This is a genomic window from Streptosporangium sp. OZ121 (genome assembly GCF_051918885.1).
GTDB lineage: Bacteria > Actinomycetota > Actinomycetes > Streptosporangiales > Streptosporangiaceae > Streptosporangium.
The window spans coordinates 285997-308101 of the sequence record NZ_JBPXMC010000006.1; the positions used below are offsets into that span (position 1 = coordinate 285997).

General features: G+C 70.8%; 16 protein-coding genes. 6 read left to right on the forward strand and 10 right to left on the reverse strand.

Translation table 11 applies throughout. The features are described 5' to 3' along the window. The first annotated feature begins 143 nt into the window (after nt 1–143). Nucleotides 144–1676 (forward strand): SDR family NAD(P)-dependent oxidoreductase, encoded by a 1533-nt coding sequence (locus ACTOQ1_RS14995; RefSeq protein ID WP_440067517.1) that lies wholly within the window; start codon nt 144–146, stop codon nt 1674–1676. 135 nt (nt 1677–1811) lie between these two features. Here ACTOQ1_RS14995 and ACTOQ1_RS15000 read toward each other — a convergent pair whose 3' ends face one another. Next, nucleotides 1812–2843, reverse strand: coding sequence for an ExoA family glycosyltransferase (locus tag ACTOQ1_RS15000; protein ID WP_440067624.1), 1032 nt, complete (start codon nt 2841–2843; stop codon nt 1812–1814). A 93-nt stretch (nt 2844–2936) separates the two neighbouring features. Between ACTOQ1_RS15000 and ACTOQ1_RS15005 the strand changes: the two genes are divergently transcribed. The 3 genes from ACTOQ1_RS15005 (at nt 2937) to ACTOQ1_RS15015 (ending at nt 5570) form a co-directional block, all read left to right on the forward strand. Further along, nucleotides 2937–4406 (forward strand): LCP family protein, encoded by a 1470-nt coding sequence (locus ACTOQ1_RS15005; RefSeq protein ID WP_440067519.1) that lies wholly within the window; start codon nt 2937–2939, stop codon nt 4404–4406. Between the two features lie 57 nt (nt 4407–4463). Further along, nucleotides 4464–4832: an STAS domain-containing protein gene (locus ACTOQ1_RS15010; protein WP_440067521.1), complete on the forward strand. Its 369-nt coding sequence runs from the start codon at nt 4464–4466 to the stop codon at nt 4830–4832. 342 nt (nt 4833–5174) lie between these two features. Further along, nucleotides 5175–5570 (forward strand): STAS domain-containing protein, encoded by a 396-nt coding sequence (locus ACTOQ1_RS15015; RefSeq protein WP_440067523.1) that lies wholly within the window; start codon nt 5175–5177, stop codon nt 5568–5570. 50 nt (nt 5571–5620) lie between these two features. On the opposite strand, the gene ACTOQ1_RS15020 is transcribed toward ACTOQ1_RS15015, so the two are convergent. The 3 genes from ACTOQ1_RS15020 to ACTOQ1_RS15030 form a co-directional block, all read right to left on the reverse strand. Continuing rightward, entirely contained in the window at nt 5621–6670 is a 1050-nt protein-coding gene (locus ACTOQ1_RS15020; RefSeq protein ID WP_440067525.1) for a LacI family DNA-binding transcriptional regulator, read from the reverse strand. A 7-nt stretch (nt 6671–6677) separates the two neighbouring features. Further along, nucleotides 6678–9194 (reverse strand): glycoside hydrolase family 3 C-terminal domain-containing protein, encoded by a 2517-nt coding sequence (locus ACTOQ1_RS15025; protein ID WP_440067526.1) that lies wholly within the window; start codon nt 9192–9194, stop codon nt 6678–6680. 265 nt (nt 9195–9459) lie between these two features. Then, entirely contained in the window at nt 9460–10809 is a 1350-nt protein-coding gene (locus tag ACTOQ1_RS15030) for a DUF1996 domain-containing protein (protein WP_440067528.1), read from the reverse strand. Nucleotides 10810–11175: 366 nt separating this feature from the next. Here ACTOQ1_RS15030 and ACTOQ1_RS15035 point away from each other — a divergent pair, with 366 nt between their 5' ends. Continuing rightward, the gene (locus tag ACTOQ1_RS15035) at nt 11176–14175 is read left to right on the forward strand and encodes a galactose-binding domain-containing protein (RefSeq protein ID WP_440067530.1); all 3000 of its coding nucleotides are present in this window, start codon (nt 11176–11178) and stop codon (nt 14173–14175) included. A gap of 201 nt (nt 14176–14376) precedes the next feature. Here the strand turns inward: ACTOQ1_RS15035 and ACTOQ1_RS15040 are convergent, their stop codons facing one another. From ACTOQ1_RS15040 to ACTOQ1_RS15060, 5 genes are all read right to left on the reverse strand, one after another. Further along, on the reverse strand, nt 14377–15603 hold the full coding sequence (locus ACTOQ1_RS15040; RefSeq protein WP_440067531.1) for a glycosyltransferase: 1227 nt from the start codon (nt 15601–15603) through the stop codon (nt 14377–14379). A gap of 313 nt (nt 15604–15916) precedes the next feature. Further along, nucleotides 15917–16330: a YchJ family protein gene (locus ACTOQ1_RS15045; RefSeq protein ID WP_440067533.1), complete on the reverse strand. Its 414-nt coding sequence runs from the start codon at nt 16328–16330 to the stop codon at nt 15917–15919. Nucleotides 16331–16520: 190 nt separating this feature from the next. Beyond that, on the reverse strand, nt 16521–16808 hold the full coding sequence (locus tag ACTOQ1_RS15050; RefSeq protein ID WP_440067535.1) for a hypothetical protein: 288 nt from the start codon (nt 16806–16808) through the stop codon (nt 16521–16523). Nucleotides 16809–17449: 641 nt separating this feature from the next. Next, a complete protein-coding gene (locus tag ACTOQ1_RS15055; protein ID WP_440067537.1) occupies nt 17450–18079 on the reverse strand; it encodes a TIGR00725 family protein in 630 nt (209 codons plus the stop codon). A gap of 158 nt (nt 18080–18237) precedes the next feature. Further along, entirely contained in the window at nt 18238–19401 is a 1164-nt protein-coding gene (locus tag ACTOQ1_RS15060; RefSeq protein ID WP_440067539.1) for an acyl-CoA dehydrogenase family protein, read from the reverse strand. A gap of 163 nt (nt 19402–19564) precedes the next feature. Here ACTOQ1_RS15060 and ACTOQ1_RS15065 point away from each other — a divergent pair, with 163 nt between their 5' ends. Then, complete coding sequence (locus tag ACTOQ1_RS15065) at nt 19565–20866, forward strand: UDP-glucose dehydrogenase family protein (RefSeq protein WP_440067626.1); 1302 nt, start codon at nt 19565–19567, stop codon at nt 20864–20866. 655 nt (nt 20867–21521) lie between these two features. Here the strand turns inward: ACTOQ1_RS15065 and ACTOQ1_RS15070 are convergent. Next, complete coding sequence (locus ACTOQ1_RS15070) at nt 21522–21758, reverse strand: DUF397 domain-containing protein (protein WP_440067540.1); 237 nt, start codon at nt 21756–21758, stop codon at nt 21522–21524. Nucleotides 21759–22105: the final 347 nt, after the last annotated feature.

The window sequence follows — 22105 nt, forward strand, 5'->3', positions numbered from 1 at the left end:
CGTATCCGACGGGATCACCGTACGAATCGGGGAGTGCGCACTCAGCGTAGCTAGATCTTGACGGGATAGCACGGGAGCACGCCGGACGATCGGGTACGCACCCGTTACGCTCGCCATATCCGAACTGTCAAAGGAATCTGATCGTGGCCGAACGTGAACCGCGTCCCCGAACCGTCGGTGTGGTCCTGGCAGGCGGCGTCGGCCGGCGCGTTGGCCACGACACCCCCAAGCAGCTGCTGGAGATAGCCGGAAGGACGATCCTCGAACACACCCTCGCCCTGTTCGAGGGGTCGCCGGAGATCGACGAGATCATGGTCATGATGGCGCCCGGCTTCACCGGCGAGGTGGAGCGGATCGTCGAGCGCAGCGGCTTCACGAAGGTCGGCAGGATCCTGGAGGGCGGCGCGAGCCGCCCGGAGACCACCTGGCGGGCGCTGCGGGCCCTGGGCACGCGGGAGTGCCTCGTCCTGCTGCACGACGCCGTACGCCCGCTGGCGGAGCCCAGGATCATCGCCGACTGCGTCGAGGCGCTGAGGACCTTCTCGGCGGTCGAGGTGGCGATCCCGAGTTCCGACACGATCGTGGTGACCTCGCAGGGGCCGCACGGGGAGATCGTCAGCGACGTCCCCGACCGCGCCGGCCTGCGCCGCGTCCAGACCCCGCAGTGCTTCCGGCTCTCGGTGATCCGCGAGGCGTACGAGCGCGCCTTCGCCGATCCCGGCTTCGGCGACCGGCCGCCCACCGACGACTGCGGGGTGGTGCTGCGCTACCTTCCCGACGTGCCGATCCACGTGGTGCCGGGCAGCGAGCGGAACATGAAGGTCACGCACCCGGTGGACCTCTTCATCGCCGACAAGCTCCTGCGGCTCGCCGCGAGCGACGTCCCCGCCCGCTCCGGCACCGCACTGCGCGAGGCGCTGGAGGGCAGGACCGTGGTGGTCTTCGGCGCGGACGACGGCGCCGGCGCCGAGGTGGCGGAACTGGCCGGGCACCACGGCGCCCGCGTGTTCCCCCTCCTCGGTTCACCGGGCCCCCCGCGGCCGGCGGACTCCCCCGGGTCACCGCCCCCCTCGGCGGCACCGGGCTCCTCCGAGGCGCATGACCTTCCCGGTACGCGGGACCTCCCCGGTGCGGCGAGCCTTCCCGGTACGCGGAACCCTCCCGGTACGGCGAGTCCTACCGGTACGCCGGACGTGGTCCGCGTCGACGACTTCCGGGCGGTGGCCGACGCGCTCGCCCGGATCGTCAAGGAGACGGGCGGGATCGACTACGTGGTCAGCCCGGCGGGCGCGCCCCCGGGCAGGATCGACGCGGCGGACGACACCGCGATCGCCGAGACCGTGAGCCTGAACCACCTGGGCCCCGTCACCGTCGCCAGGGCGGCCCTCCCCCATCTCCGCGAGACGCGGGGACAGCTGCTGTTCCACGCCCCCTCCCGCGCCCGGGACGCGGCGGGAGACGGCCTGCGCTCCTTCGCGGGAGCCGCCGTGGCCGGCCTGACCCGGGCGCTCGCGGAGGAATGGGCCGGGTACGGGGTGCGGGTCAACTGCGTGGATCCCGGGCGGGCCGAAACCACGGCGCCGCCGGGCCCGCGCGCCCCGTCCGCCGTCGCCCGCACCTCGCTGGACGTGCTCGCCTCCGGCGTCACCGGTCAGGTCGTCGACGCCCGCCCCTGAGCGGCACCCGCCCCGGATGCCCGCCCCGACCGGCACGCGTCCTGACCGGCACGCTCTCTCGGCACCCGTCCGGGCCGGTGCGGCCCTCCGCCCCGTCCCGGCGGGCGCACGCTCCCGGAACGCGCCCCCGCGGGGTCAGCCGCCCGCGCGGCCGGGCTTGCCGAGCCTTCTCGGGCTCGTCAGGAAGCCCCAGCCCCACGACATGTGCATGGTGACGTAGACCAGCGGCAACCGGACGAGCGCCGAGGCGGGCAGGCCGCTGCCGGTGACCGCGGAACCGGCCAGGATCGCCGCCAGGTAGCCGCCCGGGATCAGCAGTCCCGGCCAGAAGAACGGGGAGACCACCAGGCCCGCGAGGATGGCCAGCACGGCCAGGGGCGGTGCCAGGTAGCGCAGGTTGATCGTGCCCTCGTGGGTGCGGGCGACCACCCTGCGCCAGCGGCCGTAGTGGAAGTACTGCTTGGCGAGCGCCTTGAGGTCGGGCCTGGGCCGGTAGGAGACGCGCATCCGGGGCTGGAACCAGACCAGGCCGCCCGTCTCGCGGATACGGTGGTTCATCTCCCAGTCCTGGGCCCGCTGGAAGTGCTCGTCGTAGCCGCCGACCCGCTCCAGCGCGGAGCGGCGGAACACGCCGAGGTAGACCGTGTCGGCCGGGCCCGCGGTGCCGCCGGTGTGGAACCGGGCGCCGCCGACACCGATCTTGGACGTCATCGCGCGGGCCACCGCCTGCTCGAACGGCGTGACGCCCTCGGCCGCCATGACGCCGCCCACGTTGTCGGCGCCGGTCTCCTCGAGGGTCTCCACCGCGACCTGGAGGTAGTCGTCGGGGAGCATCGCGTGGCCGTCCACCCTGGCGATGATCGCGTTGCCGGACGCGGCGATGGCGGCGTTGAGCGCGTTGGGGGTGCGGCCGGTCGGATTGGGCACGACGACCACGCGGGGGTCGTCGGCGGCGATTTCGTCGGCGACCTCCTGGGTACGGTCGCGAGAGGGGCCGATCGCGAGAACGACCTCGATCGGTCCCGCGTACCGCTGCGAGAGCACCTGACGCACCGCCTCCCGCAGATGGCGCTCCTCGTTCAGCACCGGGATGACGATGGAGATGGGGGGCCAGACACGTGTCTCGGAAGACGACGCCGGCGCGGGCGAGTCGGGGAACTGCTTCATGGCGTCGCTCACGCTACTGTACGAACGGGTACCTCATCGACCCAGCTGGAGCCTAGGGGGCCATGCATGCGCGACCCGGAGGAGGATTCGGGTGTGCACGTAGGCGGCGACGCCTACGGCAGCGTTCGGGTGAACCCGAGGCGTGATCGCAGGTCGGCGAGGGGTGCCCGCACCCGGCGGCGCGGTCTCGTGATCGCCGGCGCGCTCTCGTGCCTGGTTCTGGGCAGCTCCGGGGTGACCTGGGCGCTGACCAACTACGCCACGACGAAGATCGAGGCGGTCGACGCGGGGGTCCCCGGCTCGCGGTCGAGCACCGGCGCCATGAACATCCTGGTGGTCGGCGTCGACAAGCGCGACGACCTCACCCGCAAGCAGCAGAACCAGCTCAAGCTGGGCCGCGAGACCGGCGAGCGCACCGACACCATGATGGTGATCCACGTGTCGGAGGACCACAGCAAGGTCACCGTGGTCAGCCTCCCCCGCGACACCTGGACGACGGTCCCCGGCAAGGGCATGCACAAGATCAACGCCGCCTACCAGCTCGGCGGCCCGAAGCTCGCGACACGCACGGTGCAGGCCGCCACGGGCCTGACCCTGCACCACTACGTCGAGGTCAACGTGCTGGGCTTCATCGAGGTGGTCGACGCCCTCGGCGGCATCTCGGTCTGCACCCCGGTCCCGATCAACGACCCGAAGACCGCGCTCGACCTGCAGCCGGGCACCTACTCCTTCGACGGCGTCAAGGCACTCTCCTACGCCCGCACCCGCGCCACCGCCCGCTCCGACCTCGACCGCATCGACCGCCAGCAGCAGGTGATCTCCGCGCTGCTGAACCAGGCGCTCAGCGGCGAGACGCTGACCAACCCGGTCAGGCTCGCCTCGTTCGTCGACACCACGCTCGACACGATCCGGGTGGACGACGCGCTGCGCGGGGACCTGCTCGGCCTGGCCGACCAGCTCAAGGACGTCTCCACCGACGACGTGGCCTTCGCCACGGTCCCGCTCGCGGACGTCGACTACAAGACGCCGACCGGCGAGTCCGCCGTGCTCTGGGACAAGGAGGCGGCCAAGGAACTGTTCCGCAGGATCGCCGCCGACGAGACGCTGGTCAAGCCCGCCAAACCCGGCAGGTCCACGCCCACCCCTGCGGCCTCCCCCTCGGCTCCCGCGCTGACCGTCGCGCCCTCGCGGATCGCCCTCAGGGTGCTCAACGGCACCACGATCACCGGTCTGGGCGCGCAGACCAAGGCCGACCTGCAGAGAGTCGGCTTCCTGGTGCCCGAGATCCCGGGCAACACCCCGCAGAAGGACTTCGAGAAGACCGTCATCCGCTACGGCCCCGGCCGCGAGGATTCCGCACGCACGGTCGCCGCCGCGCTGCCCGGGGCGGAACTGCGCCCGCTGGAGAGCCTGGGCGACAAGATCGAGGTGGTCGTCGGCCGGAAACACGCCCCGGCGAAGAAGGTCACCGTGAAGGAGGCGGCCGCCTCGCCCGCCCCGAGCGCCACCCCCGCCGCGACTCCGACAGCAAGAACAGCAACGGACAACATCTGCAAAAAGTGAGCTAAGTGCATAACAACCTTCTGTCAGGGCAGCTGGAAAGGCACGGAGGTGATGATCGTGATCTCAACATTCGATGTTCAGACATGGCGCAGTGGCACCTGTGTGGTCGTGCAGGCGACGGGCGAGCTCGACATGGCCGTGGCTCCCCGGTTGCGCGCGGAAATCGACCACGTCCTGCGCGAGGCGGGCACCCCGAACCTGGTGATGGACCTGACGGGGGTGCCGTTCTGCGACTCGGTGGGATTGGGGGTCCTCGTGGGCACGCTCACCCGTCTCAAGGAGGCCCACGGCCGCCTCATGCTTGTGGTGAGCCCCGGCATGATCACCCACCTGTTGACGATCACCAATCTCGACCGGCACTTCGAGACGCGGGACAGCCTGCGCGAGGCGCTCGACGCCATGGCACCGAGCCACTCCCCGGGCTGACCCCTCCCAGGTCGGGCCGGCTTTCCCAGCCGGCTCACGCCTCTCTCCCGTCATTCGGGGACCGGCTTTACCGCACCTCCACACCCATGCGGGGGCGGGGTCACAAAGCTGTTTCCTCGAATAGCTGGCACATATGCAGGTTGGCATCTACACTTCGCTTCGAAGCTATACGATCACGGAAAGCGATGATTCGCACCGTTAGGGAGTATCGTGGCTTCAGATGGTCCACCCCCTCCGCGCCCGCACGACGCGACCGGGGAGGCGACGATCTGAGGCCAGGCGTCCGAGCGACACCCCCTGGCCGGATACGTACATTCACGTGAGCCTGCAGGGAAGTGGGCGATGAACGCACTTCAACTCACGAGCGAGCACGCGAACGGCTTCGTGGTCATCACGGTGGCCGGCGAGCTCGACCTCGCCACCAGGCCGGACCTGTCGGCCTTCACCCAGGACGTCATCGACGCCCGCCCCGGCACGGTCATCATCGACCTGGCCGGTGTCACCTTCATCGACGCGTGCGGTCTGAGCGCGCTGATCGCCGTCAAACGGTACGCACGCGAGCACGACACGCCTCTGCTCCTGGCCGGAGCCCCACCGGTCGTCCTGAAGCTTCTGAAGCTGACCAACCTCGACGCGTCCTTCACCGTGATCTCCCGCACGGCGGCGATGGGCCCCCCGCCGGACTGCTCGGAGGTCGCCCCGCACGTCCAGGCGACCATCCCCTTCGCCGACCGCTAGGCGTCCGGCCCGCACCCCGCGAAGCGGCCACACCGACCGGCCCGCCCGGATCAGGCGGACTCCCTGATCACCAGCGTCGGTTCGAAGATTCTCGAGGTCACCGGATGATCCGGATGCTCGATGTGGGTCAGCAGCAGCCGTCCCATCTCGGCCGCCATGTCCTCGACGGGGTGGCGGACGGTGGTGAGCGGCGGGCGGCAGGCCAGCGCCGCGCTGCTGTCGTCGAAACCCACCATGGCCACGTCGCCGGGCACGCTGCGCCCGTGCTGGCGCAGCACCAGCAGGGCCCCCTGGGCCATCAGGTCGTTGGCCGCGAAGACGCCGTCGATGTCGGGATGCTCGGCGAGCAGCCGTTCCATCGCCACCTCGCCGCTGTGGAGGGTGAAGTTGCCCTCGGCGCAGGGGATGTAGGGATGGCCGTGCACGGCCATCGCCTCCTGGAAGCCCGCCAGGCGGTCCTGGCCGGCCGGGACGTCGAGCGGGCCGGAGATGGTCGCCAGCCTGCGACAGCCCCGGGCGACGAGATGGTCGGCGGCCAGCTTGCCCCCTGCCCGGTGCCCGACGTCCACGTAGCTGATCGGGATCGGCCTGGCCGGTCTGGCGAAGAGGACCGCGGGCAGCGAGGCGTCGGCGAGCAGCTTGGGCAACGTGTCCTCGGCGCTGATGGAGACCAGGATGGCCCCGTCGACGTTGCCCCGGCGCAGGTAGCTGATGACCTGGTCGCGGGTCTCCGGGGTGTCGGCGAACATCAGGATCGGATAGATGCCCAGCGGGCGCAGGAACCCGACGACACCTCCGGCCACGCGCCCGAAGAACGGATCGGCGAAGACGTGGCCGGGAAACGGGCCATCCTCGCTGCTGCCCGCCCCGGAGACGATCAGGGCGATCGTCCCCGTACGCCGGGTGACCAGGGAGCGCGCGGCCTGGTTGGGCACGTAGCCGGTGAGGGCGATCGCCTGCTTGACCTTCTCCTGGATCGCGAGATCCACATTGCGGATCCCGTTGATCACGCGCGAGACCGTGGCACGGGAGACTCCCGCCGCCCGCGCCACATCCTCCAAGGTCGGGGGCGCCGACACTCGCGGTAGGCCTTCGCTCATAGGGCTTTTATAGCACAGCGAGAGAGCGCTCTCCCGAGGACTCTCCCGAGGTCGGCGGCTCCGTGCCGAGGAGCACCTCGGCGCTCAGCGGCAGGTCGGCGGCCGAGCGTCCGGCGAGCACCGTGAAGGCGCCCTCCTCGGCCCGCCAGGCGTGGTGCTCGGCCGACCAGTGCCGGAAGGCCCGCGCCGGGACGTCCACCGTGACCTCGACGACCTCGCCCGGCCCCGCGTCGGCGAGGGCGTAGCCGGCCAGCCAGCGCGCGGGACGGGTCACGCCCGTCTCCGGCCGGGACAGGTAGACCTGGACGACCTCGCGACCGGCGCGCTCGCCGGTGTTGCGCAGCCGTACCCGGACGGGCAGCGGGCTCTCCGGGGAGACGTCCCAGGGCACGGAGACGTCCTCGTAGGACCAGGACGTGTATCCGAGGCCGTGCCCGAACCAGTACGCCGGCGGCTCGGGCCGCCGCAGCCAGGCGCGGTAGCCGATGTCGAGACCCTCGGTGTAGGCGAGCGTCCCGTCCTCGGGGACGGTGGAGACGAGCGCCCTGCCGGCCCAGGTCGTGGGCAGCCGGCCACCGGGTTCTGCCCGGCCGAACAGGACGTCGGCGAGGCCGTGCCCCGCCTCCTGCCCCGGGAACCAGCTCAGGAGCACGGCCGGCACCTCCTCGCGCCACGGCAGGACCATCGGGCCGCCGGAGTTGACGACCACGACGGTCGCCGGGTTGGCCGCGGCCACTGCCCGGACCAGCTCGTCCTGGCGTCCCGGCAGGTTCAGGTGGGCGCGGTCGGCGCCCTCGTTCTCGATCTCCTCCGTGGAGCCGACCACGACGACGACGGCGTCGCAGGTGCGGGCGAGCTCGACCGCGGCGGCCAGCTCCACCTCGTCGGCGCGCCGGGGTGGGTCCGCGGCCAGGACCGAGGCGATCCCGCTGCCGGGGTCGAGCCGCCGCCGGGAGACGAGTTCCACGTCCCGGCCCGCCGTCACGGGGAACCGGGCGCGCCGGTACGGCGGGGACAGGTGCACGGTGGCGGGGTCGTCGGTGTCGCGTTCCACCTCCTCGTCGACCAGGACGTGGCCGTCCGCCTCCAGCAGGACGTGCCCCCATCCGGCGACGGCCAGCTCCCACAGTCCGTCCACCTCCGGGCTCAGCAGGGCGCGGATCTCGACGGTGGCGGCGGCGTCGATCCGCGCGGGTTCCAGGATGCGGCCGGTCAGCCGGTGCTCGGCGTGGATCTCGGCTCCGGTGCCGTCCAGCAGCCGGACCAGGACGCCGGGTTCGCCGGTCAGGGGGTCGCGGGCGTTGTCCGTGCCCAGCGGGGTCGGCCGGTCGTCGAGGTGCGGGCCGGGGCGGTGGAGCACCTCCGCCGTACCGGACAGCGCCTCGCGGATGCCGTCGAGGGGGGACACGACGGACACGGGGTACACGCCCGCGCTGCCGCCTCCCTGGATCCGGGCGGCGGCGGCGTTCGGCCCGAGCACGGCGACCCTGCGCAGCCGCGCGGGGTCCAGGGGGAGCAGCGAGTCCTCGTTGCGCAGGAGGACGGTGCTCGCGGCGACGGCCCGGCGCAACAGCGTGCGGGCGGCCCCGTACCCTCCCTGCTCGCCGGCGTCCTCCCGTTCGGCGGGGCCGGGGAGGGCGGGCGGGGCGTCGGCGGCATCGGCGTCGAGGTCCAGCGCGCCGACCCGGGAGGCCAGCCGGAGCAGGCGCCGGACCTTGTCGTCGATCGCGGCCTCCGGCACCTCGCCCGCGCGCACCGCGGCGACCAGCGCCTCCCCCCAGGTGCCCTCCGGCCCCGGCATCGCGAGGTCCTGCGCGGCGCGGGCGGCGGGACCGGTGGAGCGGACGCCGCCCCAGTCCGACACGACCACCCCGTCGAACCCCCACGCCCCCTTGAGCGGGTCGGCCAGGAGAGGGCTCTCCGACATCGTGGTCCCGTTCACCCCGTTGTAGGCGGACATGACGACCCAGACGCCCGCCTCCACCGCGGCCTCGAACGGCGCCAGGTACAGCTCGCGCAGGGTCTGCTCGTCGACGCGGGCGTCGAGGGTGAGCCGTTCGGTCTCGGAGTCGTTGGCGACGTAGTGCTTGGCGGTGGCCGCCACACCGCCTGCCTGGACGCCCCGGACGCAGGCGGCGCCGATCCTGCCGGTCAGCAGGGGGTCCTCGGAGTAGCACTCGAAGTGGCGCCCGCCGAGCGGCGAGCGGTGCAGGTTGAGCGTCGGGGCGAGCAGGACGTCCACGCCCTTGCGCCGCGCCTCGCCGGCGAGCAGGCCGCCCAGCAGTTCCACCAGGTCGTCGTCCCAGGTGGCGGCCAGTGCGGTCGCGGAGGGCAGGGTCAGGGAGGTGCTCCGCTCGTCCCACCCCTCCCCGCGCACGCCGACCGGGCCGTCGGAGGTGACCATGGCCCGCAGCCCGATGCCGGGCTCCGCGTGGGTGGACCACACGGTCGCCCCGGTGAGCAGCCGCACCTTGCGTTCCAGGTCCAGCTTCTCCACCAGCCGGTCGAGCTCGTCGATGCCCACGTGTGTTTCCCTTCGCTGTCGGAGAGCGCTCTCCAGTACGTCACGGCGGTCCCGCGCTGTCAATGTCCGGCAGCGGACACGCCGGGGCCCGCGCCGGGAAAGGCCCTGCCGAGGAAGCCCCTGTCGTGAGAGCCCCTGCCGGCAGGGTCCTTGCCGGAAAAGATGGCCGGGAAAAGCACGTGCCCGGCCCCGGCCCGCGGGTGCCGGAGTCCGGGGCACCCGAGGCCGGAGCCGGGCACATGCGGTCGAGGAGGGTCAGGGAGGGTCAGGGAAGCTCGAAGTTCTCCGTGAGGGCGGCGCCGCGGTGCGGCTTGTACAGGTCGTAGCCGCGCGGGTTGCACTGGAGGCCACCGTTGATGCAGTGGGTCACCAGGGCGTCGAGGATGGCGGGGTCGTCCCAGGCGTTGAAGAAGTCGTAGTGCCAGGTGTAACCGCGCCCGCTGGCCAATCGCGCCTGCGACAGGTCACCGCTGGCGGGGAAGGCGATCTTGAACTCCAGCATCGGCACCGCCACCGGGTGGCTGGGCGGGCAGTAACCGCCGGCCGGGTAGGACATGTGGCTCTTGTGGTTGGCGCTGTCGAGGTTGACGCCGTCCCAGCAGCTCGGCGCCTGGTAGCGGACGTTCACCTGGCTGCCCGCCACGCAGGACGTCGGGATGTCCCAGCTCTTGGAGATGTCGCCGCACTCGAAGCCTTCGACGGCGCCCGGGGAGTCGCGGAACTCGGCCAGCGTCGCGGTCGGGCTGCCGACGACGAAGCGCAGGCCCTGCGGGAAGGGCTGCACCTCCCAGTAGTTGAGAATGCCGGACTTGTAGTAGATGACCTGGTTGCCGGTCGGCTCGATCAGCTGGGTGCCCTTGTAGAAGCTCGGGAACCAGTAGGCCGACCTGTCGTGCGGGTTGGTGCACGAGGTGGCGCCACCGAGGAGTGACGACTGCGTGCTGTTCGCGTTGGTCGTCCTGTTGCCGACGAAGGTGTGCATGTGCGAGGCGCCGGGCAGGCCGGGGTAGATGATCGGGTCGTCGGGCCGGTTCGCCGTCGGGGAGCAGTTGGCCTGGAACTCGTGGTGCGTCACCTCGTCGGTGAACGTCGGCTTCGGCCTCGGGGTGACCGGGGAGCCGCCGGTGCCGTACACCTTGAACTCCCACAGCGAGTAGCCGTAGCCGGTGCCCCGGGCGGTGCCGTGCATCCGCACGTACCGGCCCGAGCCCGACACGTTGAGGGTCTGGGTGCCGCCGGTGCCGGTGGTGGTGGAGTAGACGTCGGTCCAGGAGGAGCCGTCGGCCGAGGTCTGGATCTTGAACGACCTGCCGTACGCGCCCTCCCAGCTGAGGACGACCTGGGAGATCGTCGCGGTGGCGCCCAGGTCGACCTGGAGCCACTGCGGGTCGGCGGCGGCGCTGGACCACCGGGTCCCGTTGTCGCCGTCGAAGGCGGCTCCGGCGCCGTAACCGCCCCCTTCCGAGGAGGAGGCGGTCGCGGGCCGGCTCTGGGAGATCAGGCCGTCCGCCGCGCCGGCGGGGGAGGTGATCGCCAGACCGGCCGCGACCAGCGCGGTGAGGGTGGCGGCGACCAGTCCCAGGCGGAACCTGACTGGACTTCGGGATGGGCGCATTGCCTCTCCTTCAGTGGGGGGTGGCCGTTGGGAACGGCACAGGGAGAGCGCTCTCCTACGAGGTTGATCCTCCCTGTTGCGAATTGTCAAGACGACAGCCAACCCAATCCGAAACCCGCCGTTCACGTCACCGACACAGGGACGCGCCCGCCTTCTCTCCGCGTACGCCTCGACGGACGTGCGGGAAGGTGGGCTTTGAAGGGATATGTCCATTGGGGTGAAGTTTCGGGTGCGTGAGCAGCGCGTTTCGATCTCGCGAGAAGAAGGGCCTTGACACCGCTCGACCCCCGGGAGCACCCTCGGTTACGGAGAGCGCTCTCCCCCCTCGCCGTCCCCTGGCGGGCATCCCCCTTTCGAGGAGAGATCGTGTATCCAGCTCGTAGTTCGGGCCGCTTCCGGTTGGGCCTGGTCATCGCCGCTCTGGCGGCACTGGTCCTTTCCGGGCTGGCATTCACCGGCCCCGCGGCGGCGGCCGACGGCCTGCTGTCGCAGGGCAAGACAGCGACGGCCTCGTCGTCCGAGGGCGCCGGCTACGCCGCGTCGCTGGCGGTCGACGGGAACCTGACGGGCACCCGCTGGGCCAGCGCGTTCAGCGACCCGCAGTGGCTCCAGGTCGACCTCGGCGAGACGGCCACGATCAGCCGGGTGGTGCTGACCTGGGAGGCCGCGTACGGCAGGGCCTTCAAGATCCAGACGTCGGCCGACGGCTCCTCCTGGACCGACGTCTACTCCACCACCACCGGCACCGGCGGCACCCAGACCCTGGACGTGACAGGGTCGGGCCGGTACGTGCGGATGCACGGCACCGCCCGGGGCACCGGCTACGGCTACTCGCTGTGGGAGTTCCAGGTCTACGGCAGTACGGGCGGCTCCCAGGAACCTGAGGAGCCCGGCACCTGGACCGAGGTGTGGAAGGACGACTTCAACGGAGCGGCCGGCACCTCCCCCTCGGCCGCCGACTGGATCCTGCGCACCGGCACCTCCTACCCCGGCGGCGCCGCGAACTGGGGCACCGGCGAGGTCGAGACCATGAGCGCCTCGACGGCCAACGTCCACCTCGACGGCACCGGCAACCTGAACATCAAGGCGATCAAGGACGGCGCGGGCAACTGGACCTCCGGCCGGATCGAGACCCAGCGCACCGACTTCGCGCCGCAGCCGGGCGAGCTGCTCAGGTTCAGCGCCCGGCTCAAGCAGCCCGACGTCGCGAACGCCCTGGGCTACTGGCCCGGCTTCCGCGCGACCGGCGCCGCCTACCGTGGCAACTACAACAACTGGCCGTCCGTCGGCGAGACCGACATCATGACCGGCGTCAACGGCCGCGACCAGCTGGCCAACACCCTGCACTGCGGCACCGCGCCCGAGGGCGTGTGCAACGAGTACAACGGCCGCACCAGCGGTTTCGCCACCTGCGACGGCTGCCAGACCGGCTACCACGAGTACACGCAGGTCATCGACCGCACCAAGACCGACGAGGAGATCCGCTTCTACCTCGACGGCAGGCAGACCTGGGTCGTGCGCCAGAGCCAGGTCGGCGTCACCGCGTGGCGGGCGGCCCTGCACCACGGCTTCTACCTCCGCCTCGACCTCGCCATCGGCGGCTCGCTGCCCAACGCGCTCGCGGGAACCACGACGCCGACCGCCGCCACCACCTCCGGCGGCGTGCTCAGCGTGGACCGGATCTCGGTCGCCAGGCAGGCCGGCACCGTCCCCACCGCGATGACCGACCCGGCGACCCCGGCCGGGCCGAGCACGGTCAGGGTGACCGGTTCGCAGGGCAACTGGCAGCTCCAGGTGAACGGCGCCCCGTACCTGGTCAAGGGCCTGACCTACGGCCCGCCGCAGGCCGCGGCCGACGGCTACATGCGCGACCTCAAGGCGATGGGCATCAACACGATCCGCACCTGGGGCGTCGACGACACCCACACCCCGGCGCTGCTCGACAGGGCCGCGCAGCAGGGCATCAAGGTCATCGTCGGGCACTGGCTCAACCAGGGCGCCGACTACGTCAACGACACCGCGTACAAGAACAGCGTGAAGAACGAGATCGTCGCCAGGGTGAACGCCCTCAAGGGCCGCCAGGGCGTGCTCATGTGGGACGTCGGCAACGAGGTCATCCTCACCATGCAGGACCACGGCCTGCCGGCCGACGTGGTCGAGCAGCGGCGGGTGGCGTACGCGAAGTTCGTCAACGAGGTGGCGCAGGCGATCCACGCCGCCGACCCCAACCACCCGGTCACCTCCACCGACGCCTACACCCACGCCTGGACCTACTACAAGGCCCACTCCCCCGCCCTCGACCTGCTCGCGGTCAACTCCTACGGCGCCATCCACACCGTCAAGCCGGACTGGATCAGCGGCGGGTACACCAAGCCGTACATCGTCACCGAGGCCGGGCCCGACGGCGAGTGGGAGGTGCCCAACGACGTCAACGGCGTCCCCGACGAGCCGACCGACCTGCAGAAGCGGGACCAGTACACCGCCAGCTGGAACGCGATCAAGGGCCACCCCGGCGTCGCGCTCGGCGCGACCGAGTTCCACTACGGCCTGGAGAACGACTTCGGCGGGGTGTGGCTCAACACCACCACCGGCGGCTGGCGCAGGCACGGCTACCACGCGCTAAAGGCGGCCTACACCGGGCAGCCCTCGGCGAACACCCCTCCGGAGATCACCTCGATGACGGTCGGCTCGCAGACCGCCGTCCAGGCCGGGAAGACCTTCACCGTCGAGGTCGCCGCGACCGACCCGAACAGCGACCTGATCCGCTACAACCTGATGTTCGGCAGCAAGCACATCAACGGCAACCGCGGCTTCGACAACGTCAGGTTCACCCAGACCGGCCCCGGCAGGTTCACGGTGACCGCGCCGGAGCAGATGGGCGTGTGGAAGGTGTACGTGTACGCCTTCGACGGGCACGGCAACGCGGGCATCGAGCAGCGGTCGTTCCGCGTCGTCCCGCCGACGGTCGCCGGGACCAACGTGGCACTCGGCAAGCCGACCACCGCCTCCTCCTACCAGGCGACCGGCGACGGCGGCCCGTTCACCGCGAACCGGGCCACCGACGGCAGCTTCACCTCCCGGTGGGCCAGCGAGTGGGCCGACCCGCAGTGGATCCAGGTCGACCTCGGCGCGACCACCGCGATCAGGCACGTCCAGCTCGGCTGGGAGGGCGCGTACGGCAGGGCGTACCAGATCCAGACCTCGACCAACGGCTCGACCTGGACCACCGTCCACTCGACCACGACCGGCGACGGCGGTTTCGACTCCGTCGACCTCAACGCGTCGGCCAGGTACGTCCGGGTGAACCTCACCCAGCGCGGCACGGCGTACGGCTACTCGCTCTGGGAGTTCGGCGTCTACAGCTAGGCGCCGTGCCCGGTACGTCTTCGAGCACGGCGGCGCGTCAGCCAGGCGCGTTTCGAGCACGGCCGTGCCTCCGCGGGCGGCAGGCGGGGGTCTTCCGCCCGCGGAGGCACGGCCCGACCCGGCAAGGAAGCACACTTCCTGGCCGGGTCTCCGGGCTTCCGCCGGGTCGGCATCCACCCGGAGAACCTCCCGGAACCTTTCTCAGGACGAGCCGTGCGCGTCCACGGCCACCAGCAGCCGCGCGGCGACGTCCGCGCCGTCGGTGCGCACCGCGCCGGCGAGGGATCGGGCACGGGCCGCCACGTCCGGCTGTAGAGCGTGACCGAGAGCCTCGGTCAGCGAGCCGGTGGTCGGCGCGCCGGGCGCGTGCGCGGTCCCGGCTCCGAGGTCGTCGATCCGCCGCGCCCAGTAGTGCTGGTCGAACTGCTGGGGGATGACGACCTGGGGCGCCCCGGCTCGCGCGGCCGCGGTGGTGGTGCCCGCGCCGCCGTGGTGCACGACCGCGGCGACCCGCCGGAAGAGCAGCTGCTGGTTCACCTCCCCGATGGACAGGCAGTCGGGTTCGCCGGCCGGCGGCGCCAGGTCGGCCCACCCCCGGAGCACGATCGCGCGGCGACCGAGCGCGCGGGCCGTCTCGACCATCGTCTTGCCGAGGTCCTGTGGCGCGCGGATGCTGCCGAAGCCGAAATAGACGGGTGGCTCACCGGCGTCGAGGAAGGCCTCCAGCTCCGCGGAGAGCGGACGCTCGTCCGGCAGGATCCAGGCGCCCGTCTGGACCACATCCGGGTCATCCGGCTCGGGCCAGGGTCCCAGCGTCGGGTCGGCGGCCAGCCAGGGCCGGTCGGTGAACAGGTGGCCTCGCACGTCGTCGACCGGGGCCAGGCCGACAGAGGCCCGATGGGAGTCGAGAGCGGCGCCGAAGACGCCGTTCCAGCGTTGTGCGTCCTGCTCCCAGAGCGCGCGGTTGCCGGCCGTGCCGTCCGCCGGTACGGCTCCCGGCATCGGCAGGGGCGGCGGCGCGTGGTGCGGGGAGGGCAGGGCCACCGGGCAGTAGCCGGCGAAGACGTAGCGAACCCCCATCCGCTCGGCCACCGAGCGGGCGGCCACCACCAGGTATCCGCCCGCCAGGATGGCGTCGCAGCCCTCGGCCGCCGCCGACAGCGTCTCGAACTGGCCGGCGATCGAGGCCTCCACCATCCGGCGCCGCTGCTCGGGCGAGGGCGGGGCCGCCGCCGGGTCGGCCTTCCCGGTCGAGCGCAGTTCGGGGCCGAGGGGGGTGAACGAGATCCCGAGACCGCCGATCCAGTCGCGGAAGTCGGGGGGCGCGCACACCCGGACCTCCTCGCCGAGCTCCCTCAACCGCACCGCCAGCGCCACCACCGGCTGGACGTCACCGCGCGACCCGATCGTCGACAGCAGAACACGCATCGAAACTCCCCCTCCCACGGCAGCCGCGGCCACGGTCGGCCGGGCATGGTCGACGTGAGCCCGCACACGCGTCCATCCCCGTCCGCCGTGTGCCCGTCCGGCTCACGGCCCCGAATTCTGGACCGCCACCGGGGTCTTGCCGCAAGCCCCCCTGTCCGCTATACGTTGAAAGTGGCGAGGAGACCGGTTATGTCCGGAGGCCTGACACAGCCTCGCGTAACCACCGTGGCCACGATGTGGTGCACCGAAGTCCCCCAGAACGCCCCGACGTGATGAAACGCGTTTCCCGGAGCACTCCGATGAACGGCGGTTCCTAGAGCGCCCCGACGTACACCCAGTCGCCCGCGTGCCGGGCGAAGCGGCTGTGCTCCTCCATGTGGCCTTCCTTACCGCCCTCGACGTAGTGGGCGCGGAAGCGGACGGTGCCCTCGGTGTGGAAGGAACTGCCGCCGGTCGTCTCCAGCACCTCCAGGCGTGTCCACCGGACCGAGCGGTCGAGCTCGACGACCGGTGGACGCGTCGACGGATGCCAGCTGCGCAGGAGGTACTCGCCGTCACCGACGCTGAAGGCACTGAACCGCGACCGCATCAGCGCCTCGGCCGTCGTCGCGGACGCCTCGCCCCGGTGCGACCGCCCGCAGCAGTCCCCGTACAGCGCGGGCAGCCCGCACGGGCACGAGGTGTCGGGCGCGGAACGGACTCGGGACCGTGGATCACGTCGTGGCACGTCTCCAGTATGCCCGTGCACTCCACCGGGCCCGTTCCCGGCGCTCGCCTTGCCCGGTGACCTGATCGGGCCCGTTCCCGGGGCTCACCTCACACATGTGGGGGGCGCCGATCGCCGTGCTCGCTTTCGGCCCGGCGACCTTCGAGACATCCCCCACGACGCACCTGGCGGGACCCTCGAACATCCGTGGTCAATCGTTGATCTTGAGGGTGGCGGCCACATGGTCACAGGCCTGCCGGGTTATCGCGTCATACTCGCGCAGGAAGCAGCTCAGACTCACCCTGTCACCGGCGCGGGTGTAGCCGTAGACCGAGATGCTGCCGTCGATGCCGCCGGTGTCTTCGAATCTGAGCGCAGGCAGACCATCGATCCTCGTCTGCCGCCATGACATGCGCATCTCCTCGGGCAGGTCAGGAGGTTTCCGCGTGAGGTAGAGGTCGCTCGGCATGCCTTCTATCGGAGTGCTGATGTCGACCATGATCGGTCCGTTGTATTCGGTCCGACTGGGATGGTCCAACTGGACACAATCGGCGGATTGGTACCGGCAGCGTCTCCAGGTCCACCCGGCGGGAGGTTCGAAGCTCGCCCGCCCGCCTCCCAACACGACCGGTGGCGCCGTGCCGGCCGCGACGGGTGTGGTCGCCGCCGTGGCAGTGGCGGAGGACGGGGCCGGCGGCGTGACACAACCGGAAACCAGGGCGAGTAACGCCAGCCCGATCACTCCGGTCGCCACTAATGGTGCTTCTCCACGCATGAAGCCTCCCTTTTGCGGCATCGCTCATCCACTTGGATGCACCGGAAACAGGAAAGGCCGTCTCCGTGACCCGGAAGATTTGGCATCGTGGCTTTCTCGTAATGCGAGGCGGGACGTCGGCGGTCAGATCCGCATGAGCGCTGGGCCTGCCGCTCACCTGCCGGCCGAGGGGCCGTTTCCCCTTTCCGGCTCACTCCTGTCGCACCGTCAAGAAATTCCGGACCGCATCCGGCCCCGCTCAGGAGTTCGCCTTTTGACGAAACAGCGGCCGAACAGGGAAAAACCCAAATCATGACCCGGCCACCCCCGCCTCCGACAGTCGACGACCCCTTGCCCCGTCGTCGTTCGGATCCCGATCGGAGAGGTCAGTGGTCAGGCCAGAGCCCGGTAGCCGCCAGCGCCTCCTGCGGGGACGAGACGTGCCTGACGCCGGAGACCGGATGCCCCTCGTGGTCGAGGATCCGCCAGCCGCCCAGCTGGACCACGGGCACACGGCCGTACCGCATCGCGAACGCCAGCTCGGAGAGGGTGCCCCACGACCCGCCCACGACGATCACGGCATCACCCGAGTTGACGATGACGGTGTTCCGCGCCTCCCCGACACCTGTCGGGAGCACGATGGAGAGATCCGGATTGGCCTCCTCCCTGTCCGCCCGGGACAGGATGCCGACCACCGTCCCGCCCGCCGACCGGGCACCGGCCGCCACGGCGGCCATGACCCCGCCGTAGCCACCACAGATCACCACCGCACCGCGCTCCGCCAGGAGCCTGCCGACCTCGCGGGCGTTGGACGCGTCCTCACCCGTACAGTCGCGCGGGCCGCACACCGACACCTGAATCGTCACGAGGAGATCCTGCCCGCGGGCGACGACCACCGACCGGGAATCCCCGGTGCCGGAATCCAAGGTAGATGTCGGCTGCCACGTCGTGAAGCCGGCGATCTCCTCGGCCGAGGGCCGGGAAAGTTCGTCGTCCAGGGGGCGTGATCGTGGCATCCACGAACGTCCCTGTACAGATCACGACCGTCCTCGTCCGCAGCGTGTGAGGCTCTCGCGGAACAGGGACGGAACAGAGCCTCCTCCAAGATCCACCCACCACATGCGAAACCCGGCCCGCGGGCGTGATCCGGACCGGGTTTCCGCTGGTCGACGACCTACTTCAGGAGCTGCCGCGCCATCACCATGCGCTGGATCTGGTTCGTCCCCTCGTAGATCTGGGTGATCTTCGCGTCGCGCATCATGCGCTCGACCGGGTAGTCGCTGGTGTAGCCGTACCCGCCCAGGAGCTGGACGGCGTCGGTGGTGATCTCCATGGCGGCGTCGGAGGCGGCGCACTTGGCGGCGCTGGAGAGGAAGGTGAGGTCCTTCTGCGGCTCGCCGTGCATGGCCAGCTCGGACCTGGCCGCGGCGGCGTAGGTGAGCTGGCGGGCGGCCTCCAGCTTCATGGCCATGTCGGCGACCATGAACTGGACGCCCTGGAACTCGGCGACGGCCTTGCCGAACTGCTTGCGCTCCTTGACGTAGCCGATCGCGTAGTCCAGCGCGCCCTGGGCGATGCCGAGCGCCTGGGCGGCGATGGTGATGCGGGTGTGGTCCAGGGTGGCCAGGGCGGTCTTGAAACCGGTGCCGGGCTCGCCGATCATCCGGGACGCGGGAATCCGCACGTTCTCCAGGATGACCTGGCGGGTCGGGGAGCCCTTGATGCCGAGCTTGCGCTCCTTGGCCCCGAAGCTGACGCCCTCGTCGCCCTTCTCCACGACGAACGCGGAGATGCCCCTCGCCCCGGCGCCCGGCTCGGTGACGGCCATCACCGTGTAGTACTCCGACACCCCGGCGTTGGTGATCCACATCTTGGCGCCGTCGAGCACGTAGTGGTCGCCGTCGAGGACCGCGCGGGTCTTCATGGCGGCGGCGTCGCTGCCCGCCTCGGCCTCCGAGAGGGCGTACGAGAACATCGCGTCGCCCCGCGCGACCGGTGTGAGATAGCGCTGCTTGAGCTCCTCGGAGGCCGAGAGCAGCAGCGGAACGGTGCCGAGCTTGTTGACGGCGGGGATCAGCGAGGACGAGGCGCAGGCCCGCGCCACCTCCTCGATGACGATCACCGCCGCGAGGGCGTCGGCTCCGGCGCCGCCGTACTCCTCGGGGATGTGCACGGCGTGCAGGTCCGCCGCGACGAGCGCCTTGTAGCTGTCCGCCGGAAACTCCGCCTTCTCGTCGGCCTCGGCGGCGCGAGGGGCGATTTTCTCGTCGGCGAGGGCCCGGACCGTCTCGCGGAGCATCTCGTGCTCCTCGGGCAGTGCGTAGAGAGGGTAGCTCATGGGCAAATACTAGGACGTCCAACAAAACCTGGAGCGCTCCACCCCATGTGATATGTACTCCGGCGTTTGCCCAGGTGGCAAAGTGGAAGCGCCAGATGCCGGTACCCTGTCGGCAAAGAATTGGGCAGAACCGAAAGGAGCACCAGTGGCCTACCGCCTGACGATGGTGGGAACCGGATACCTCGGTGCGACGACGTCCGCATGCATGGCCGAGCTGGGCTTCGAAGTCCTCAGCCTCGACGTGGACGCGGAGAAGATCGACCGCCTGCGGGCCGGCGATCTGCCCATCTACGAGCCGGGCCTGCAGGAGATCCTGCGGCGCAACCTGGCCAACGGCCGATTGCGCTTCACCACCTCGTACGAGGAGGCCGCGGCCTTCGGTGACGTGCACTTCCTGTGCCTGGGCACCCCCCAGAAACCGGGAGAGTACGCGGCCGACGTGTCCTACCTGGACGCCGCGATCGAGTCGCTCGCCCCCCACCTGGACCGCGAGTGCCTGATCGTCGGCAAGTCGACCGTCCCGGTCGGCACCGCGCAGCGCCTCGCCGACAAGCTGGCCCGGCTGGCACCCATCGGCGCGGGCGCCGAGCTGGCCTGGAACCCGGAGTTCCTCCGGGAGGGCTTCGCGGTGAAGGACACCCTGCACCCCGACAGGATCGTGCTCGGTGTCGCCTCCGACAGGGCCGAGAAGATCATGCGGGAGGTGTACGCCTCCATGCTGGAGATGGGCACCCCAATGGTCATCACCGACTACCCCACGGCCGAGCTGGTCAAGGTGGCCGCCAACGCCTTCCTCGCCACGAAGATCTCCTTCATCAACGCGATGGCCGAGGTCTGCGAGGCCGCGCACGCCGACGTCAAGCAGCTGTCCCTGGCGCTGTCCTTCGACGACCGCATCGGCGGCAAGTTCCTGAACCCCGGCCTCGGCTTCGGCGGCGGCTGCCTGCCCAAGGACATCCGGGCCTTCATGGCCAGGGCCGGCGAGCTAGGCGCCGACCAGGCGCTGACCTTCCTGCGGGAGGTCGACGCGATCAACATGCGCCGCCGCGCCCGCATGGTCGACCTGGCCCGCGAGCTGGCCGGGGGCTCCTTCCGGGGCTGCACGGTCGCGGTGCTCGGCGCCGCGTTCAAGCCCAACTCCGACGACATCCGCGACTCGCCCGCCCTGGACGTCGCCGTCAAGATCAGCGAGCAGGGTGGCCGGGTCACCGTCTACGACCCCGTCGCCCAGGAGAACGCCCGCAAGGCCCATCCCGGGCTCTCCTACGGCGCCTCCGCCCTCGACGCGGCCAAGGACGCCCATGTCGTGCTGCTGCTGACCGAGTGGCAGGAGTTCATCGCCATGGACCCCGAGGAGCTGGGTTCCGTGGTGGCCTCCCGCAAGATCGTCGATGGTCGCAACGCCCTCGACGCCGAGACCTGGCGGGCCTCCGGCTGGCACTACCGCGCCCTGGGCCGCCCCTGAGCCCGGCCCGCCCTCGCGCGCCGGGCCTTTCGCGCACCGAGCCTTTCGCGCGTCCCCGGACATGACAACGGGTTCCCGGTCGATACCGGGAACCCGTCGGGTAAGCGTCGACTTCTCAGGGACCACATAGGTCACCATGGCCTTCTCGCGTCATTCAGTGCCAGCCCTCACCAGTAGTCCCAGCGATACCAGCGACGCCAGCGGCGACGACGGCGACGACGACGGCGCCAGTCCGGATCGTGGGCGGGCCAGCCCCCTCCCGGGAACATCGTGATACCCATGAGGACGCCCCCTTTCGCAGTAATCTCGCGGATATGACAATTACTACGATATGGGACATATAGCCACAAAGCGGACTAATCACTTCTAGGTTAGCTATAGAACGTTTTTGAGGGTTATTACGGTAAGACCGCTCTCGTTGTGGCGAATGCGAGTCACCTCGCGAAACCACTTCTTCCTGTGCGTTCGACAAAAGGACCTTTACCCTGGCGAGAAACCTGCGGCAGGGAGGGTGGGCCCCGTGGACGCCGCGTCTTTCGCCAGGTCGGCCTGGCACGCGACCCGATCGCGACCGTCGGGGAAAGTCCCCGGAGACGCCCGGCGAGAAGGCCCCCGTACCCGAGGGAGGCCTTCTGCCCGTCCCGGTCCCGCCCGGTCAGTTGTCGAACTCGCCGAGCTTCACGCCCCCGACGAAGGCGTCCCACTCCGAGCGGGTGAAGAACAGCTTCGGCCCGTCGGGGTTCCTGGAATCGCGCAATACGTAAAGAGAGCCCGAACCGGCCTTGTGACCCTCCGCGGGGGCGTCGACCACGGCCACCTCGACGCAGTTGCCGCCGTCGTCCCCCTCCGGGGTCGCCCTGCGCCAGACGGCCTTGCTGAGGTCTGCTTCCACGTCGTCTCACCTTCGCTGTGTCGGCGGTCGCCCGGTGGGCGAAGTCTTCGAGGTCTTCGAGTGGATCGCCCCATGACGCCGGCATGCCCCGCACGGCCCGGGGGTGACCCGTGAGATGCCCCCGGCGACGGATCCGCGGACGGCATCAGGCCCCACGGACGGCACCGGGGCTCCATGAACGGCACCGGCTCCATGGACGGCGGCGGCTCCACGAAGACAGTATCCGGACCGCCCGCGACGTCCGCAACGACAAAAGCGCAGGACGCGTGCCCGGCACTGCGACCCGTCAGGCAGACCACGCGGGGGCAGCGGCGACCGAGCCCTACGAGGCCGGAGGCGGCCACGCA

Excerpts from the sequence above, each read along its gene's own strand:
- ACTOQ1_RS15040 (WP_440067531.1), bottom strand. The coding sequence starts at position 15,603 with ATGCGTGTTCTGCTGTCGACGATCGGGTCGCGCGGTGACGTCCAGCCG.
- ACTOQ1_RS15015 (WP_440067523.1), top strand. The coding sequence starts at position 5,175 with ATGAACGCACTTCAACTCACGAGCGAGCACGCGAACGGCTTCGTGGTC.
- ACTOQ1_RS15055 (WP_440067537.1), bottom strand. The coding sequence starts at position 18,079 with ATGCCACGATCACGCCCCCTGGACGACGAACTTTCCCGGCCCTCGGCC.
- ACTOQ1_RS15050 (WP_440067535.1), bottom strand. The coding sequence starts at position 16,808 with ATGGTCGACATCAGCACTCCGATAGAAGGCATGCCGAGCGACCTCTAC.
- ACTOQ1_RS15000 (WP_440067624.1), bottom strand. The coding sequence starts at position 2,843 with ATGAAGCAGTTCCCCGACTCGCCCGCGCCGGCGTCGTCTTCCGAGACA.
- ACTOQ1_RS15065 (WP_440067626.1), top strand. The coding sequence starts at position 19,565 with ATGGTGGGAACCGGATACCTCGGTGCGACGACGTCCGCATGCATGGCC.
- ACTOQ1_RS15020 (WP_440067525.1), bottom strand. The coding sequence starts at position 6,670 with ATGAGCGAAGGCCTACCGCGAGTGTCGGCGCCCCCGACCTTGGAGGAT.
- ACTOQ1_RS15060 (WP_440067539.1), bottom strand. The coding sequence starts at position 19,401 with ATGAGCTACCCTCTCTACGCACTGCCCGAGGAGCACGAGATGCTCCGC.
- ACTOQ1_RS15030 (WP_440067528.1), bottom strand. The coding sequence starts at position 10,809 with ATGCGCCCATCCCGAAGTCCAGTCAGGTTCCGCCTGGGACTGGTCGCC.